A 14,349-nucleotide genomic window follows, 5' to 3' on the forward strand; every position below is an offset into this window, starting at 1 on the left:
GTGCCTTGTGTACGTCGGATTCATCGGCCTCGGAACCATGGGGCAGCCCATGGCCCTCAACCTCGTCCGGGCCGGGACGCCTCTCGTCGTGTGGAACCGCACCCCCGGCCGGTGCGAGGCCCTGCACGCCTCCGGAGCCGAGGTCGCCGCGAGCCCCACCGAGGTCTTCGACCGGGCGCGGACGGTGTTCCTCATGCTGGCCGACGAAGCTGCCGTGGACGCCGTACTGGGGCGCCACACCCCGGACTTCGCCGGTCTCGTCGCCGGACGGACCGTCGTGCACATGGGCACGACCTCGGCCGAGTACTCAGGCCGTCTCCAGGATGCCGTCCGGGCGGCGGGCGGAAGGTATGTCGAGGCTCCCGTCTCCGGCTCCCGCATCCCCGCCGAGCAGGGAGAGCTGGTGGGAATGACGGCGGGAGACGACGACGCCGTCGCGGCCGTACGTCCTCTGCTGGCCACGATGTGCCGGGAGACGTTCGACTGCGGCGCGGTCCCCGGCGCGCTGCTGATGAAGTTCTCGGTGAACCTGTTCCTGATCACCCTCGTCACCGGACTGGCCGAGGCGTTCCATTTCGCCGACCGGTACGGACTCGACCAGCGCCTGCTGCGGGACGTCCTGGACGCGGGCCCGATGGCGAGCGCCGTGTCACGGGTGAAGGGGCCCAAGTTGCTGGCCCGCGACTTCACCGTGCAGGCCGCCGCCACCAACGTCCTGGAGAACAACCGTCTGATCGCCGAGGCCGCCCGCAAGGCCGGTCTGGCCTCCCCGCTCCTCGACGTCTGCCACGCCCTGTACGGCGAGGCCGTCCAGCAGGGCCACGGCGACGAGGACATGGTGGCCGTGCTGCACGCGCTGGAGAGCCGGACCGACGGCGGGCCCGCATCCGTACGACAGCCGCAGGAACACGCGGGACGGCCCCGCGCCGGACAAACGTCTGTCGCCGCACCGCCGCCCGGCAGCCCGTTCAGGTGAACCTCCCGGGCCGCGCTGTTCGGCGCGGCATTCCGGCACCCCAAAAACAAGCACGTCCCGCTGAACACCGACGGCTCGGTCAAGTCGGTGCAGAGGATTCAGTCGAACATGCCGGTGAGGCTGCCCGCCCGCTCGTCGAAGGAGGCGTCGCCGACACGGCCGGTGCGCCAGTTGTTCTCGATGAACCGGGCGATCGACTCCTGCTCGGTCGCGGTGTGGTCGACCTTGTTGACCTTGCCGTAGGGGGAGATGACCAGCAGCGGCTGCCGGTCGTACGGGATACATCGGGCCGCTGACGATCGTAAGCAGGCCGCCGGTCCCTGAAGCGCGCTCCTGACCCGCTCCTCACCAGAGGAAAAGCCAGAATTGGTCGTCAGTTCATCCACAGCTCGCGGCGACGCGCCACTCCCAGGTGTCCCCGGCCACGTCGGACAAGAACCCGTGCGCGCCCTACGTCGCGGACCTCAAGGCACAGAACGCCGCCGACACCGGCAGCACCTCCCCCGCCGTGCCGGTCGCCCTCGCCGCCGGGCTCGCCACCGCCGTCGCCACGACCACGGTGTTCGCCCTGCGCCGCCGCAGGACACACACCGCGACGCGCTGAGCGTCAAGCGACTCCGACATGTTCCGTGTGAGCCAGTCACGGCCGTGCGCGCCGACGGCTCTGCGACCACCGGCCACGCCCCTGATCCCGAGCCGGGGACCGAGCGGGACGGTGGCGCATTCGCGCGACTCGAAGACCGTAATGGGGGAACCGGGAGAGAAGCCCTGACACACGAGAGGGAGGCGGGTGTACCAGCCCGGATCCCTGCACCGGAGGAGAGGCCACGATGGCGCGCGAACAGGACTCCCGGCAGGCCGTCACCGACGGTGTCACCCGCCGTCGGCCGCTGCGCAGACAGCACGTCGAGGAGACGGTCGAGGTCGCGGTGCCGGTGCGGACGGCGTACAACCAGTGGACGCAGTTCAAGACCTTCCCCCGGTTCTCGACCGTGGTGCACGACGTCGAACAGGTCCGGCCCACCGTGACCGCCTGGACCATCGGGTACGGGCCACTGCGCCGCCGTTTCGCGGTGGAGATCGTGGAGCAGGACCCCGACTCCTACCTGGCCTGGCGCGGCCTGGAGCAGCGCCCCTCGCACCAGGGAGAGGTGGAGTTCAGGCCCACGGAGTCGGGCGGCACGGCCATCACCGTCCGGATGCTGCTCGAGCCGCGCGGAGCCACGGGACGGCTCACCCGCTCCTCCAAGGTCACACAGGTGACCGCCAGGCTGGTCCGCCGCGAGCTCCTGCACTTCAAGCAGTTCATCGAGGGGCTGGGACAGGAGGGCGGGGCCTGGCGCGGCACCATCCGCAACGGCCGGGTACAGCACGATCACCCGGAACCGCCGAGGAGCCGTGTGGCGCAGTGGCCCGTCGGCTGACCCGCGCACAGCAGACGGCAGGACGGACGCCGTAGGACAGACGCGGCGAGAGAAAGGCGAAGCGATGCAGAACCCGCCCGGCGAGGAGCCGGAGACCACTCTCTCGGTGACACCACCGAAGAAGTGGGCGGCCGGGGTCCCCGCGGTCGTGCACGCGCTGGAGTACTCACTGGAGCAGACCTCCCCGCGCAAAACCGGGGTGGACCTGCTCACCATCAACCAGGTGGGCGGGATCGACTGTCCCGGCTGTGCGTGGGCGGATCCGGCCCCGGGGCAGCGCCATCGCAACGAGTACTGCGAGAACGGCGCCAAGCACATCAACGACGAGGCCACCGATCGCCGGATCACCGCCGACTTCTTCCGTGAGTACAGCGTCTCGGACCTCGCCGGGCGCTCCGACATGTGGCTCAACCAGCAGGGCCGGCTCACCGAACCCGTGATCAAGCGGCCGGGCTCGGACCACTACGAGCCGATCGGCTGGAACGACGCCCTGGGGGTGCTCGCCGGGGAGCTCACCTCGCTCGCCTCCCCGGACGAGGCCGTCTTCTATACGTCGGGCCGGGCAAGCAACGAGGCCGCGTTCGTCCTGCAGCTCTTCGCCCGCGCCTTCGGCACCAACAACCTGCCCGACTGCAGCAACATGTGCCACGAGTCCAGTGGCTTCGCCCTGAGCGAGACGCTGGGCACCGGCAAGGGCACCGTCAGCCTCGACGACCTCCACCACGCCGACCTCATCTTCCTGGTGGGGCAGAACCCCGGCACCAACCACCCGCGCCAGCTGACGGCCCTGGAGGAGGCCAAACGCAACGGCGCCCGCATCGTGGCGGTCAACCCGCTGCCCGAGGCCGGCCTGCGACGGTTCAAGAACCCGCAGAAGCCACGGGGCGTCATCGGACGCGGCACCCAGATCGCCGACCGCTTCCTGCACATCAAGCCCGGCGGCGACCTCGCCCTCTTCCAAGCCCTGAACCTCCTGCTGCTGGAAGCCGAGGACGCCCGGCCCGGCACCGTCCTGGACCACGACTTCATCGACGCCCACACCGCCGGCTTCGAGGAGTTCGCGCAGCATGCCCGCACCGTCGACTGGGACGACGTGCGCACGGCGACCGGACTGACCCGCGAGGAGATCGAGAAGGTCCGCGACGAGGTCCTGCGCAGCGAACGCGTCGTCGTCTGCTGGGCGATGGGCATCACGCAGCACAAGCACGGTGTGCCCACCATCCGGGAGATCGTCAACTTCCTGTTGCTGCGCGGCAATCTCGGTCGCGCCGGTACCGGCGCCTGCCCGGTGCGCGGGCACAGCAACGTCCAGGGCGACCGCACGATGGGCATCTGGGAGCAGATGCCGGACGCGTTCCTCGACGCGCTGCAGAAGGAGTTCGGCTTCGATCCGCCACGCCCGCACGGACTCGACTCGGTGAACTCGATCAAGGCGATGCGCGAGGGCCGCGTCAAGGTGTTCCTCGCCCTGGCCGGGAACTTCGTACGCGCCGCTCCCGACAGCGAGGTCACCGAGGAGGCCATGCGTTCGTGCCGGCTGACCGCCCACATCTCCACCAAGCTGAACCGCTCGCACACGGTCTGCGGTGACACGGCACTGATCCTGCCGACCCTCGGCCGCACCGAACGCGATGTCCAGGCCGACGGCGAGCAGTTCGTCACGGTCGAGAACTCCATGAGCGAGGTGCACACCTCGAAGGGGCGCCTCGAACCGGCGTCCCCCTTGCTGCTGAGCGAGGTCGCGATCCTGTGCCGGCTGGCCCGCCGCACCCTCGGCGGCAAGCCGGACATCCCGTGGGACCGGTTCGAGGGGGACTACGGCACGATCCGCGACCGCATCTCCCGCGTCGTGCCGGGATTCCACGACTTCAACGCGCGGGTGACGCGCCCGGGTGGCTTCCAACTGCCCAATCCCGTCAACGAGGGCGTGTTCAACACCTCGGCCGGCAAAGCGCTGTTCACCCGCAACGAGCGTGTGATCCCCAAGGCACCCGAGGGCCATCTGCTGTTGCAGACCCTGCGCTCGCACGACCAGTGGAACACCATTCCGTACACGCTCAACGACCGCTACCGCGGCATCCACGGCAGCCGCCACGTCGTGCTCGTCAACCCGGCCGACCTCTCCCAACTCGGCCTCGGCCAGGGCGACCGCGTCGACCTGGTGAGTGTCTGGGCGGACGGCACCGAGCGCCGCGCCGAGAACTTCGAGGTCGTCCCGTACCCGGCCGCACAGGGCTCCGCCGCCGCCTACTACCCCGAGACCAACGTCCTGGTGCCGCTGGACAGCGTCGCCGACATCAGCAACCAGCCCACGTCGAAGGGCATCGTCGTCCGCCTCGAGCCGCGGACGCGCCCGACGGCACCTACGTATTCGCCGGTCGGGTAAAGGCGTTGGAGCGCTCGACCCTGGCCACGTGGACCGAGAACGAGGCATACCAGTGCTCGCGTCCGTACACACGGGCCAGGGCGTGCTCCGCGTGATCCCGCCATGCGGCGATCGATTCCTCGTCCCTCCAGTACGACACCGTGATCCCCAGGCCGTTGGCACCGCGAGCGGCGTCGACACCGAGGAATCCCGGCTGGTCGGCGGCCAGGTCGAACAACCGCTCGTCCATCTCCCCGTAGCCGTTGTCGCCGGCGGTCCGTACTGCCGTGAACACCACGGCGTAGTAGGGCGGGGCGGGCAGCGACGCGGGCACGGGATCGGTCACGCGAGTCCTCCAACGACGACACCAGCAGTATCGCCTCAAACGATCTCGCACCCCGACTCGAACTCACAACCGGCCGAATGCCGTCTGTCCACGGATCGGTGAAGGCCCATAGCGTGTGCGGCCTTCGCGTTCTGGGAGGTCTCGTGAACGGTCTCCGTGCGGTCGTCGTCTGCCTGGTGATCGCGTGTGCCGCGGTCGTGTCGCCGGCTGCGGCCGTGACACCGAACCCTGCCGTGCAACGGAGCTGGTCGGACCTGCCGGTGCCGGCGGCCGCCCCGCCCGTGACCGTGTCCGTTCTGGCCGCCCGCGGGCCGGCCGAGGCGTGGGCGACCGGGTACGAGCAGGCCGCCGACGGACCGCGGCCGATGTTGTACCGGTGGAACGGCACGGCGTGGAGTCGGGACACCACCTTCCCCGGCGCCGGTGAGCCGGGCCGGCTCGGCAAGGTGCAGTTCGTCGGCACGGAAGTATGGATCTTCCACGACCGTGCGGGAGAGGGCGAGATCCTGCGCCGGTCGGCGGGAGGGTGGAGTGCCCTCCCACTGCCGCAAACCCTGTGGACCTACCAGGACTTCACCGCGACACCGGGTGCCGCGTGGGTGGTCGGTGAGGACGACACCGGGCTGAAGGTGCTGCACTACGACGGTTCCCGCTGGACCGCACAGGCCACCCCGGCCGACGTGCTGTACCTGATGGGTGTCACCGCGCGTGCCGCCGACGACGCCTGGGCCTGGGCGGACACCAGCACCGGGACCGCCGTCCTGCACTGGGACGGCACGGCGTGGCAGGACGCGAAGGTGCCGCTGCCGCCGAACAGCAACGTGCACACGCTCCTGCTCGAACCGTCCGGCCGGATCACGATCGGCGGCAGCCAGTACACCGACGGCGTGGCCCGCACCTACCTGATGACCTTCGACGGACACGTCTGGCGCACCGCCCACCCGCCGCTGGGCGACACCTACACCGAGGGCATGGTGCGCGGCCCGGACGGCGCGCTGTGGCTGCCGATGCGCAGCGACCGCGCCTTCCAGTCGAGGTACGCGCGGGTGGACGGCCCCCGCACCACCTTCTCCTACGGCCCGGAGCGCACGAACGCGATCGACGTCAAACCCCGTGCGCTGACGAGGGCCGGTTCCGCACTGCTGTCCTTCGGCACCGTCGAGATCTACGGCTCGAAACCGAACCTGATGAGCGAGCGGCTGGGAGGCTGAGCATGACAAGAAGACTTCTCGTCGCGGCCCTCGCCGTCGCCATGACCATCATCACCGTCATGGGCTCGGCCGCGGCGCAACCCCTGTCCTGGCAGCATGTTCCGGTTCCGGCGCAGGTACGCCCGCAGGCCGCCCTGAACGAGGCCGTGGCCCTCGGTCCGGACCGGGCGTGGGCGGTGGGCGCCGACGCCGTGGGGCGCGAGGCGCCGGGCTTCCCGCTGGTGCTGCGCTGGGACGGAACCGCCTGGCACCGCCAGAGCCTGCCCGGGATCGGCTGGCAGGGAGAGCTGCTGTCCGTCGCCGCCACCTCACCGACCATGGTCTGGGCGGTCGGCCGCGACGCGGCGGGCGGCGCCCGTCTGCTCCGCTTCGACGGCATCGCCTGGTCCGAGAGCCCGCCGCCGCCCGGTGTGGTGCTCACCAGCATCGTCGCCGGCGGCGGTGAGGCCTGGCTGATCGGTTCGCGGGACGGTGCCCAGGTACTGCTGCGCCGGGACGGGAGCGGCTGGCGGGACGTGCCGGTGCCGCCGGGATCGGTGTACGGGCTGCACATTAGGGCGGCCGACGACGTCTGGGCCGCGGGCGCCACCGACTCGGGCGCGGCCGTCTCCCATTGGGACGGGCAGGCGTGGCAGCAGACGGTCGTGGACGGCTTCCCGCGGTCGGCCGTGGGCAGTGTGCTGGCGGTCTCGCCGACCGAGGTGTGGGCGGGTGGCACGGCCGGGTTCGTCGGCGGCCCGCCGGGCCGGCCGATTCCGCCGCTGCTGCTCCGCTTCGACGGACAGACGTGGAGCCGGGTGAGCGTCCCGACCGACTTCGGCTCCGTCAGCTCGCTGGCGGCCTCCACGTCCGGCGGACTGGCCTGGGTGTCGGTGGCCCGCTCGCAGAAGTGGGGCCCGGCCGACAGCTCTCCGCCGCTCGTCACCGGGCCGGACTTCCTCGCCTGGAACGGCCAGTCGTTCACCGAGTACGGCGAACCGGCGGTGGCCGGGGAGGGAGACTCCCGGACACTGTGGCTGGCACCGGTACCGGGCACCGACACGGTGTGGTCGGTCGGCCGCGCCGACGGCCCCGAAGGCACCTTCGCGCCGCGTACGTTGCGCTTCGGTGAGCAGAAATCCATCCCCTTCCCCGGATGGCTCCGCGCATGCGCGGCTTCCCTCGTTCGAGAGACATACGGCACACCCACCGAAGAACTCGGTGTGACGGGGTAACCGAGTTCGGGTAAGGGCGGTCAGGCGCACTGTTGCCGTTTGACAACAAAAGCCGGGAAGCAACACAGTAACCGTGTCGGACGTACGGGGAAGGACCTGGAATGCTCCGGTGGACGGAGACCACTCCGTGTGCTGGTCACCCATGTCGAGAGGTGACAAAGACGCTGTCGGCGCGATCGCCGGCTCAGGCGGTCCGGCTGCCGGAATCCGCGGTGTCGTCGTGTATCTGCGTGGCAGCGGCGACGCAGAACGCCTCCAGCCCCTCCAGCAGCGCGACCCGCTTGGCGGCAGGCATGTCCGCCAGCACGGTCTGCAATTCCCTCTCCCTGCGGGCACGCAGGTCGACGAGGAAGGCGCGGCCCGGGCCACTGAGATGCAGCCGCACCTCACGCCTGTTCTCCTCGCTCACGACCCGCTCGACGAACCCGGCCGCCACCAGCCGGTCGCACAGCCGACTGGTGGACGGTGGGGTCGAGGCGAGGGATTCGGCGAGGGTGCGCAGGTTGATGCCGTCGTGGTGTTCGAGGATGTGCAGCACCCGAAGCTGCGACGCGGAGGTGGGCGCGGTCGAGGCCCGGCCCCACACGACCTCCAGCAGTTCGACGGCCGTGGTGGTCACGCGTGCGACCTCATCGCGCTCTGAGCGGCGGCGGAAGGCAGTCACTATCACACTCTCGCAGGCACTGGGGTGCTGTCAGCGTACTAGGCACGGGCGCTGACGTACGTCGTCCGGCGAAGGACAGGTGTATTTCACATCATGAAGAGATTTCTGGCCGTTGAGCGCGCTCTGCGTACAGCGGCCCCCCACGAGTTGCTCGACGCCATCCGCGCCGTACTGATCGAGCAGTACGGCGCGGAGGACGTCGAGCTGTTCATGGCCGACTACAGCCTGAGCGTGCTGCAGCCGGTGTCAGTGCTGCCGCACACGCTGGTGCCGGTGTCGGTGCACAACAGCCCGCCCGGCCGGGCCTTCGGTTCCCAGCAGCCGCACCGGGAGGAAGGGCGGAACGGGCGGACCCGTCTGCATCTGCCGGTCAGTGTGCGCGGCGACCGGCTCGGCGTGCTGTCGCTCACGCTGTCCGACGACGACGCCGCGCACCGGTGGGAGTCGGAACTGGCCGACATCGCCGACGTACTGGGGCACGAGGTGGTGGTGGCCGAGCGCGACACCGACGTGTATCTCCAGGCGCGGCGCAAGGACCGGCTGACGCTGGCCGCCGAGATGCAGTGGCAGCTGCTCCCCGGCCGCGTCTGCTCCCGCCCCGAGTACGACCTGGGGGCCCAACTGGAGCCCGCCTACGCCATCTTCGGCGACAACTTCGACTGGTCCGGCACCGCCGACCGTCTGATGCTGTACGTCACCAACGGCATGGGCGAGGGCATAGAGGCGTCCCTGCTGACGAACCTGGCCATCAACGCGCTGCGCAACGCACGGCGCGCCGGGCTCTCCATCGCGGACCAGGCGGCCCTGGCGGACCAGGCCGTGTACGCCCACTACCGGGGGCACTGCTACTTGTCGGTCCTGATGTTCGACTTCGATCTGGCTACCGGCCGGGCGAGCGTCGTGGACGCCGGTTCCCCGCAGTTGCTGCGGCTGCGCGGCGGGACGGTGGAACGCGTCGCCTTCGAAGCGCAGCTCCCGCTGGGCATGTTCGAGGAGACCGACTACGTGGCGCAGGACTTCCACGTCGAGCCCGGCGACCGGCTCGTCTTCGTCAGCGACGGCGTCCATGCCGTGGCCTCCCCCAAGGGAGAGGCGTACGGGGAGGCGGCGCTCGCCCGGGCCATCCACTCCACGCGCCTGCTGCCCGCGGCCGAGGTGCCGCGCGCCATCCTGCGGGAGCTGACCGGCCACCGCGGTGAAGCCATGCCGGACGACGACGCGCTGATCGTGTGTCTGGACTGGCGCGGCAGACCACAGTTCGCGTGACAGCGAACCGACCCCATGGCGGCGACCGCATGTTGTTCGCCCCACACGCTCGCGTTAACGTTTGCCATGCGGCAATAATTGCCACATGGCCTGACCGCCCGGCGGGCCCTACGGCCTCGCAGGCAAGGAGACGATTCAGGTGGCGGACCACGACACGGCCCCCGGAACGGCGAAGGAGCTGGGTGCCTTTCTGGAACGGCGTCGTGAACAGATCGCCCAACGCTGGGCGGACGCCGCCCTGTTCCGTACGGTCTTCACCGTCTCCCGGGACGAGGCGGTCGAGGCGGGCAAAGCGGTCGTGGACGCCCTGGCCGACGTGGCCCGCTCCGGACGGCTGGAGGATGTCGAGGCGCCGGGATTCGGCACCGTGAGAGACCAGCTCGGCCGGATGGCCGCGGCCCGGGCCCGAGCCGGGTACACGCCGGTGCAGATCGCCGGCGAGGTCGCGGACCTGCGCGAGCCGGTGACCGCACTGCTGGCTGCCGAGTTCCAGGACGACGCCGACGACGCGCGGGTCATGGCGTGCACGCAGGCTCTGGCGGTCCTGACCTCCACACTGCGCCTGGTGATCATGGAGACGACGGTGAGCGCGGGCGAGGAGCTCATAGCCCGGCAGCGCCAGCAGCTGCTCGAGGTGGCCACCCCCGTCATCAAGCTGTGGGACGGCGTGGTCGCCGTACCGCTGATCGGCACCCTGGACAGCGCTCGCAGCCAGGTCGTGATGGAGAGCCTGCTGGAAGCCATCGTGGACCAGCGTGCCGCGTACGCCATCCTCGACATCACCGGCGTCCCGACCGTCGACTCGCTCGTGGCCCAGCACCTGATGAAGACGGTCGCCGCGGCCCGGCTCATGGGCGCGGAGTGCATCGTCTCCGGGATCCGCCCGGCCATCGCGCAGACCATCGTCCAGCTCGGCATCGACCTCGGGTCGATCATCACGCGGGCCGGCCTCGCCGACGCCCTGGCCTACGCGCTCACCCAGCAGGGCATCGTCGTCTCCGCGCGCCCGGTCACGGAGGCGGGCCCGCGGTGACCGGCCTCCCCGCCATGCATCCCGGCCCGGGCCCCGTACCGGTACTGGCCCTGGGCGACGTCCTGCTGGTCACCCTGCAGGGAGAGCTGCACGACGGGGCGGCCGAACAGCTCCAGCACGACATCTCCCGGCGCATCGCGTCCAGTCCGATGCCCGTCGCCGGTGTGGTCATCGACCTCTCCGGCGTGGAGATCATCGACTCCTTCCTCGGCCGTGTCCTGTCCGAGATCGCCGCGAGCGCAGGCCTGCTGGCCGCGCGCACCATACTGGCCGGCATGCGTCCGGCGGTGGCCATCACCCTGGTCGAACTGGGTCTCACCCTGCCCGGCCTGAGCACCGCCCTGAACGTCGAGAAGGCCCTGTCCCTGCTGGGCCGTGTCTCCTCGGCGGCTCCGACCGCTCACCTGGAAGAGGGTGCATGATGCATGCCCCCATCACCTCGACCACGCGTCTGCCGATCGGCTCGGACGCCGACCTGGCCTGGGTACGACAGCAAGTGCGCCAGACCGCTGCCGACCTCGGCTTCAACCTGGTCCAGCAGACCAAACTGGTGACCGCCGCCAGCGAACTGGCCCGCAACGCCCTGGTGCACGGTGGCGGCGGGCACATGGAGATGACGGTGCTGACAGAGACCACCCACCGCGGACTGCGGCTGGCCTTCGTCGACGCGGGCCCCGGCATCCGGGACGTCGAGCTCGCCATGACCGACGGCTACACCACCGGCGGCGGCCTGGGCATGGGGCTGAGCGGGGCCAAGCGGCTCGTCAAGGAGTTCGATCTCGACAGCCGACCCGGCCAGGGCACCACCGTCACCATCACCGACTGGGTCTCCGGCCTGCCCGCGCCCCGCACAGGTGCGCCTTGACCAGGGTGTGGGACATCCCGGTGCAGGACAGCACCCGGGTCCGGGACGTACGCGTCGCGGCCGAAGCCGCCTGTGCCGACGCGGGGCTGGACGCGCATGCCACGGCGATCGCGGCGCTGGTGGCCACCGAGTTGGGCACCAACCTCGTCAAGCACGCCGGCGGCGGCCGCGTCCTCATCAACCTGACCGCCCCCTCCAACACGTGCGCCGAGGACGTGCCCTGCGTGCAGATCGCCTCACTCGATCACGGACCGGGCATCGACAACGTCCCGGCAGCGATGCGGGACGGTCACACGACCGCTCCTTCCTCCCTGGGCGCGGGCCTGGGTACCTGCCGGCGTGTCTCCAGCGAGTTCGACCTGCACAGCCGGCCGGGCCGGGGCACCATCGCGGTGGCACGCATCGCCCCGGCCCGGGCGCCCGGCGACCCTCAACCCCGTCAGGTCCGCTCGGGTACGGGCACCAGGGCCGGGGGAATCACCACCTCCCTCGCCCATGCGGAGCACTCCGGAGACGCCTTCGGCCGGGTGCGCTCCGGTCAACGGGTCACGCTGATGCTCGTGGACGGACTGGGCCACGGGGAGAAGGCGGCCCAGGCGTCCACCGCCGCCATGGAAGAACTGCGCCGGTGTGCTGATCTGTCGCCGGCCGAGATCCTGCGGCAACTGCACACGGCCCTGCGGGCCACCCGAGGCGCGGCCGTCGGCGTCGCCCAGCTGGACGAGGACAGCGACCGGCTGTCGTTCGCCGGTGTCGGCAACATCGGCGCCAGGCTGCGCACCGAGAGCGCTTGGCGGCCCCTCATCTCCCACCCGGGCATCGTCGGCGCCCACTTCCCCGCGAGCGTGCCCCTGACCGCGACCGCCTGGGCGCCGGACAGTCTGCTCGTCCTGCACAGCGACGGGCTGCCCAGCCGCTGGGTGCCGCCCGACGACCCCCAACTCGCCCTGCACGACCCGGCCGTGGTGGCCGCGGTCGCCCTGAGGGACGCCGGCAGCGCTGCCCGCCCCTTGCGCGACGACGCCAGTGTGGCCGTACTGACTCCCGCTCCCCGGACGGACCCGCATGACCGTATCCCCTGACGTCCGGAAAATCGCGTCCGTCGCCGACGCCGCCCGGGCCCGCGCCGCCGTCGACCGCATCGCCACGGACGCCGGGGCAACCACACTGGACCGAGCCCGCTTCCTGACCGCGCTGACGGCACGGCTGCGCCACTGCCTCGGCCGGGGCGGAGAGTGGGAACTCCTGCTCCACGTACGGCGGTCCGACGCCGGGCAGACGGGCCGACTCGAGGCTTCGTTGAGCCCGGTCGGCCATTGCGGACCGGGCTCACCGGCCGAAGCGCCCTTACTCACGTGCCCGCTGCCTCACCAGCCCGCCCCCAACGCTCTGAGCGCCTCCACCTCGCTGCCGGAGGCCCTGCTGCGCGCCGACGAGAACACCGCGGCGGTGCTGAGCCTCCTCGACGAGCAGGAAAGCCTGGTCCGGCTGCACCGGGAGGAACTGCATCAGACCAACCAGGGCGTTCTGGCGCTCCATGCCGACCTGGAGGCCGCGGCACTCGCCCAGCGCGACCTCCTGGAAGCCGAGCGGACCGCACGCGCCGAGGCGGAACGGGCCCGGCGCCTGCTGACCTTTCTCGGTGACGCCAGCGCCGCCATCACCTCGTCCCTCAGCCATACGGCCATCCTGCGCCGCCTCTCCGACATGCTGGTGCCGGACTACGCGGAGCATCTCGACGTCTGGCTCTTCGACGAGGAGGAGTACGCGGACCACGACGACGAGCGCGCACACCGCGTCCGGGAGCATTCGGCCGCCGCCGTCGCCGCCGCCCGGACGGGCCGTCCCCAGCACGCCGCGGCCCACCCCGGCGCCCTGCCCGGCGTCGACGACCTCCCGCCCTCTGCCCTGTCCCCCCAGCGACCACTGCTGGCCATCCCCCTGGTCGCACAGCGGCTGTTGGGTGTCCTCACCCTCACCGCTCCCGGCCCCCGCTTCGACGAGGACACCTCCGTCATGCTGGTCGAACTCGCGCGCCGCGTCGGCGTCGCCCTGGACCACGCCCACCGCTACCAGCAGTCCCGCAACACCGCCGAAGCCCTGCAGCGCGCCCAGCTCACCGAACTACCCGCCCAGCCCGGCCTGTTGCTGGCCGCGCGCTACCTGCCCGCCACCTGGGGCATGAACATCGGCGGCGACTGGTACGACGCCTTCCTCCAGCCCGACGGCAGCCTGCTGGCCGTCATAGGGGACGTCACAGGGCACGGACTACACGCCGCAGTCGTCATGGGCCAGTTGCGCACCGCCCTGCGCGCCTACGCCGTCGAGAACGCCACCCCCGGAGAGATCCTCACGCGCCTGCACCGCATGCTCGGCCACCTGCAACCCGACCTGTACGCCACCGCGCTGATCGCCCGCTTCCGGCCGGGCGACCCGGAAGTGGTCTGGGCGTCGGCCGGTCACCCGCCCGCCGTCGTGCGCACCGCCGACGGCACCGTACGGATCCTCGACGCCAAACCCGGCGTGATGCTCGGCATCCCGCTGCCCTACGTGTACACGGATCACCGGACCCACCTGCCCGCCGGATCCTCCCTGGTCCTGTACACCGACGGCCTGGTCGAACGCCGGGGGCAGGGCATCGACCCCGGTATCGGGCGTCTGGGCCGCGCTCTCGCGGCGCTGACCGCGCCGGAGCTGGAACAGGACCTGGACGCCGCCGCCGACGCCCTGCTCAAGCCCCTCCTGTACGACTCCGAACGGGACGACGACGTCTGCCTGCTGCTGTGCCACACTGTGACGCCGTAAAGGCCTATAGCCGTCCACGAAGGCCCGCGTACGTGCGGCCACACCCCACGCGCTGGTTCACCGGCTCGGACCGCGACACGGACCACTGCCTGCAGGCCCCCGCACCCGTCGCTCGGGCCCACGTCGAATCCGGTCCGTGCCATCGGCGGTGGCACCTTCGACCGGTCGAGATCCGCGGCG

At 71.0% G+C, this 14,349-nt stretch carries 14 protein-coding genes and 1 pseudogene; 12 read left to right on the forward strand and 3 right to left on the reverse strand.

Annotated elements, in window-relative coordinates; genetic code table 11:
* Positions 1 to 7: 7 nt before the first annotated feature.
* Entirely contained in the window at positions 8 to 976 is a 969-nt protein-coding gene (locus BFN33_RS24205) for an NAD(P)-dependent oxidoreductase (protein ID WP_069762211.1), read from the forward strand.
* 101 nt (positions 977 to 1,077) lie between these two features.
* On the opposite strand, the pseudogene BFN33_RS52060 reads toward BFN33_RS24205, so the two are convergent.
* Positions 1,078 to 1,269 (reverse strand): annotated as a pseudogene (locus BFN33_RS52060) (alkaline phosphatase family protein); the annotation flags it as partial.
* A 119-nt stretch (positions 1,270 to 1,388) separates the two neighbouring features.
* Between BFN33_RS52060 and BFN33_RS24215 the strand changes: the two are divergent.
* From BFN33_RS24215 to BFN33_RS24225, 3 genes are all read left to right on the forward strand, one after another.
* Positions 1,389 to 1,580 (forward strand): hypothetical protein, encoded by a 192-nt coding sequence (locus tag BFN33_RS24215; RefSeq protein WP_069762213.1) that lies wholly within the window; start codon positions 1,389 to 1,391, stop codon positions 1,578 to 1,580.
* Between the two features lie 226 nt (positions 1,581 to 1,806).
* Positions 1,807 to 2,400: an SRPBCC family protein gene (locus BFN33_RS24220; protein WP_069762214.1), complete on the forward strand. Its 594-nt coding sequence runs from the start codon at positions 1,807 to 1,809 to the stop codon at positions 2,398 to 2,400.
* A gap of 64 nt (positions 2,401 to 2,464) precedes the next feature.
* Positions 2,465 to 4,786, forward strand: a complete 2,322-nt coding sequence (locus BFN33_RS24225) for an FdhF/YdeP family oxidoreductase (protein WP_069762215.1) — start codon at positions 2,465 to 2,467, stop codon at positions 4,784 to 4,786.
* Here BFN33_RS24225 and BFN33_RS24230 read toward each other — a convergent pair.
* On the reverse strand, positions 4,764 to 5,111 hold the full coding sequence (locus BFN33_RS24230) for an antibiotic biosynthesis monooxygenase (protein WP_069762216.1): 348 nt from the start codon (positions 5,109 to 5,111) through the stop codon (positions 4,764 to 4,766). The genes BFN33_RS24225 and BFN33_RS24230 overlap by 23 nt on opposite strands.
* Before the next feature lie 143 nt (positions 5,112 to 5,254).
* Between BFN33_RS24230 and BFN33_RS24235 the strand changes: the two genes are divergently transcribed.
* Together BFN33_RS24235 and BFN33_RS24240 are read left to right on the forward strand one after the other, a co-directional pair.
* Positions 5,255 to 6,322 (forward strand): hypothetical protein, encoded by a 1,068-nt coding sequence (locus BFN33_RS24235; protein ID WP_069762217.1) that lies wholly within the window; start codon positions 5,255 to 5,257, stop codon positions 6,320 to 6,322.
* Between the two features lie 2 nt (positions 6,323 to 6,324).
* The gene (locus BFN33_RS24240; RefSeq protein ID WP_256122852.1) at positions 6,325 to 7,536 is read left to right on the forward strand and encodes a hypothetical protein; all 1,212 of its coding nucleotides are present in this window, start codon (positions 6,325 to 6,327) and stop codon (positions 7,534 to 7,536) included.
* A 184-nt stretch (positions 7,537 to 7,720) separates the two neighbouring features.
* Here BFN33_RS24240 and BFN33_RS24245 read toward each other — a convergent pair whose 3' ends face one another.
* Positions 7,721 to 8,155 carry a MarR family transcriptional regulator gene (locus tag BFN33_RS24245; protein WP_069762218.1) on the reverse strand — a complete coding sequence of 145 codons (435 nt, stop codon included), beginning with the start codon at positions 8,153 to 8,155 and terminating at the stop codon, positions 7,721 to 7,723.
* A 138-nt stretch (positions 8,156 to 8,293) separates the two neighbouring features.
* On the opposite strand from BFN33_RS24245, the gene BFN33_RS24250 reads away from it, so the two are divergent.
* The 6 genes from BFN33_RS24250 to BFN33_RS24275 all read left to right on the forward strand — a co-directional run bounded on the left by BFN33_RS24250 (position 8,294) and on the right by BFN33_RS24275 (position 14,169).
* Positions 8,294 to 9,466, forward strand: coding sequence for a PP2C family protein-serine/threonine phosphatase (locus BFN33_RS24250; RefSeq protein ID WP_069762219.1), 1,173 nt, complete (start codon positions 8,294 to 8,296; stop codon positions 9,464 to 9,466).
* A 133-nt stretch (positions 9,467 to 9,599) separates the two neighbouring features.
* Positions 9,600 to 10,499 (forward strand): STAS domain-containing protein, encoded by a 900-nt coding sequence (locus tag BFN33_RS24255; protein ID WP_069762220.1) that lies wholly within the window; start codon positions 9,600 to 9,602, stop codon positions 10,497 to 10,499.
* Entirely contained in the window at positions 10,496 to 10,921 is a 426-nt protein-coding gene (locus BFN33_RS24260; protein WP_370743312.1) for an STAS domain-containing protein, read from the forward strand. The genes BFN33_RS24255 and BFN33_RS24260 overlap by 4 nt, the downstream gene beginning before the upstream one ends.
* Positions 10,921 to 11,364 carry an ATP-binding protein gene (locus BFN33_RS24265; RefSeq protein ID WP_079141003.1) on the forward strand — a complete coding sequence of 148 codons (444 nt, stop codon included), beginning with the start codon at positions 10,921 to 10,923 and terminating at the stop codon, positions 11,362 to 11,364. The genes BFN33_RS24260 and BFN33_RS24265 overlap by 1 nt, the downstream gene beginning before the upstream one ends.
* Positions 11,361 to 12,446: a SpoIIE family protein phosphatase gene (locus BFN33_RS24270; RefSeq protein ID WP_069762222.1), complete on the forward strand. Its 1,086-nt coding sequence runs from the start codon at positions 11,361 to 11,363 to the stop codon at positions 12,444 to 12,446. The genes BFN33_RS24265 and BFN33_RS24270 overlap by 4 nt, the downstream gene beginning before the upstream one ends.
* Positions 12,430 to 14,169, forward strand: a complete 1,740-nt coding sequence (locus tag BFN33_RS24275) for a PP2C family protein-serine/threonine phosphatase (protein ID WP_069762223.1) — start codon at positions 12,430 to 12,432, stop codon at positions 14,167 to 14,169. Before BFN33_RS24270 ends, BFN33_RS24275 begins: the two co-directional genes overlap by 17 nt.
* Positions 14,170 to 14,349: the final 180 nt, after the last annotated feature.

Source organism: Streptomyces sp. LUP47B (genome assembly GCF_001746295.1).
Taxonomy (GTDB): Bacteria; Actinomycetota; Actinomycetes; order Streptomycetales; family Streptomycetaceae; genus Streptomyces.

What these genes read in the sequence shown, in the direction of transcription:
- BFN33_RS24250 (WP_069762219.1), top strand. Translation starts at nt 8,294, where the DNA reads ATGAAGAGATTTCTGGCCGTTGAGCGCGCTCTGCGTACAGCGGCCCCC.
- BFN33_RS24220 (WP_069762214.1), top strand. Translation starts at nt 1,807, where the DNA reads ATGGCGCGCGAACAGGACTCCCGGCAGGCCGTCACCGACGGTGTCACC.
- BFN33_RS24225 (WP_069762215.1), top strand. Translation starts at nt 2,465, where the DNA reads ATGCAGAACCCGCCCGGCGAGGAGCCGGAGACCACTCTCTCGGTGACA.
- BFN33_RS24240 (WP_256122852.1), top strand. Translation starts at nt 6,325, where the DNA reads ATGACAAGAAGACTTCTCGTCGCGGCCCTCGCCGTCGCCATGACCATC.
- BFN33_RS24265 (WP_079141003.1), top strand. Translation starts at nt 10,921, where the DNA reads ATGCATGCCCCCATCACCTCGACCACGCGTCTGCCGATCGGCTCGGAC.
- BFN33_RS24275 (WP_069762223.1), top strand. Translation starts at nt 12,430, where the DNA reads ATGACCGTATCCCCTGACGTCCGGAAAATCGCGTCCGTCGCCGACGCC.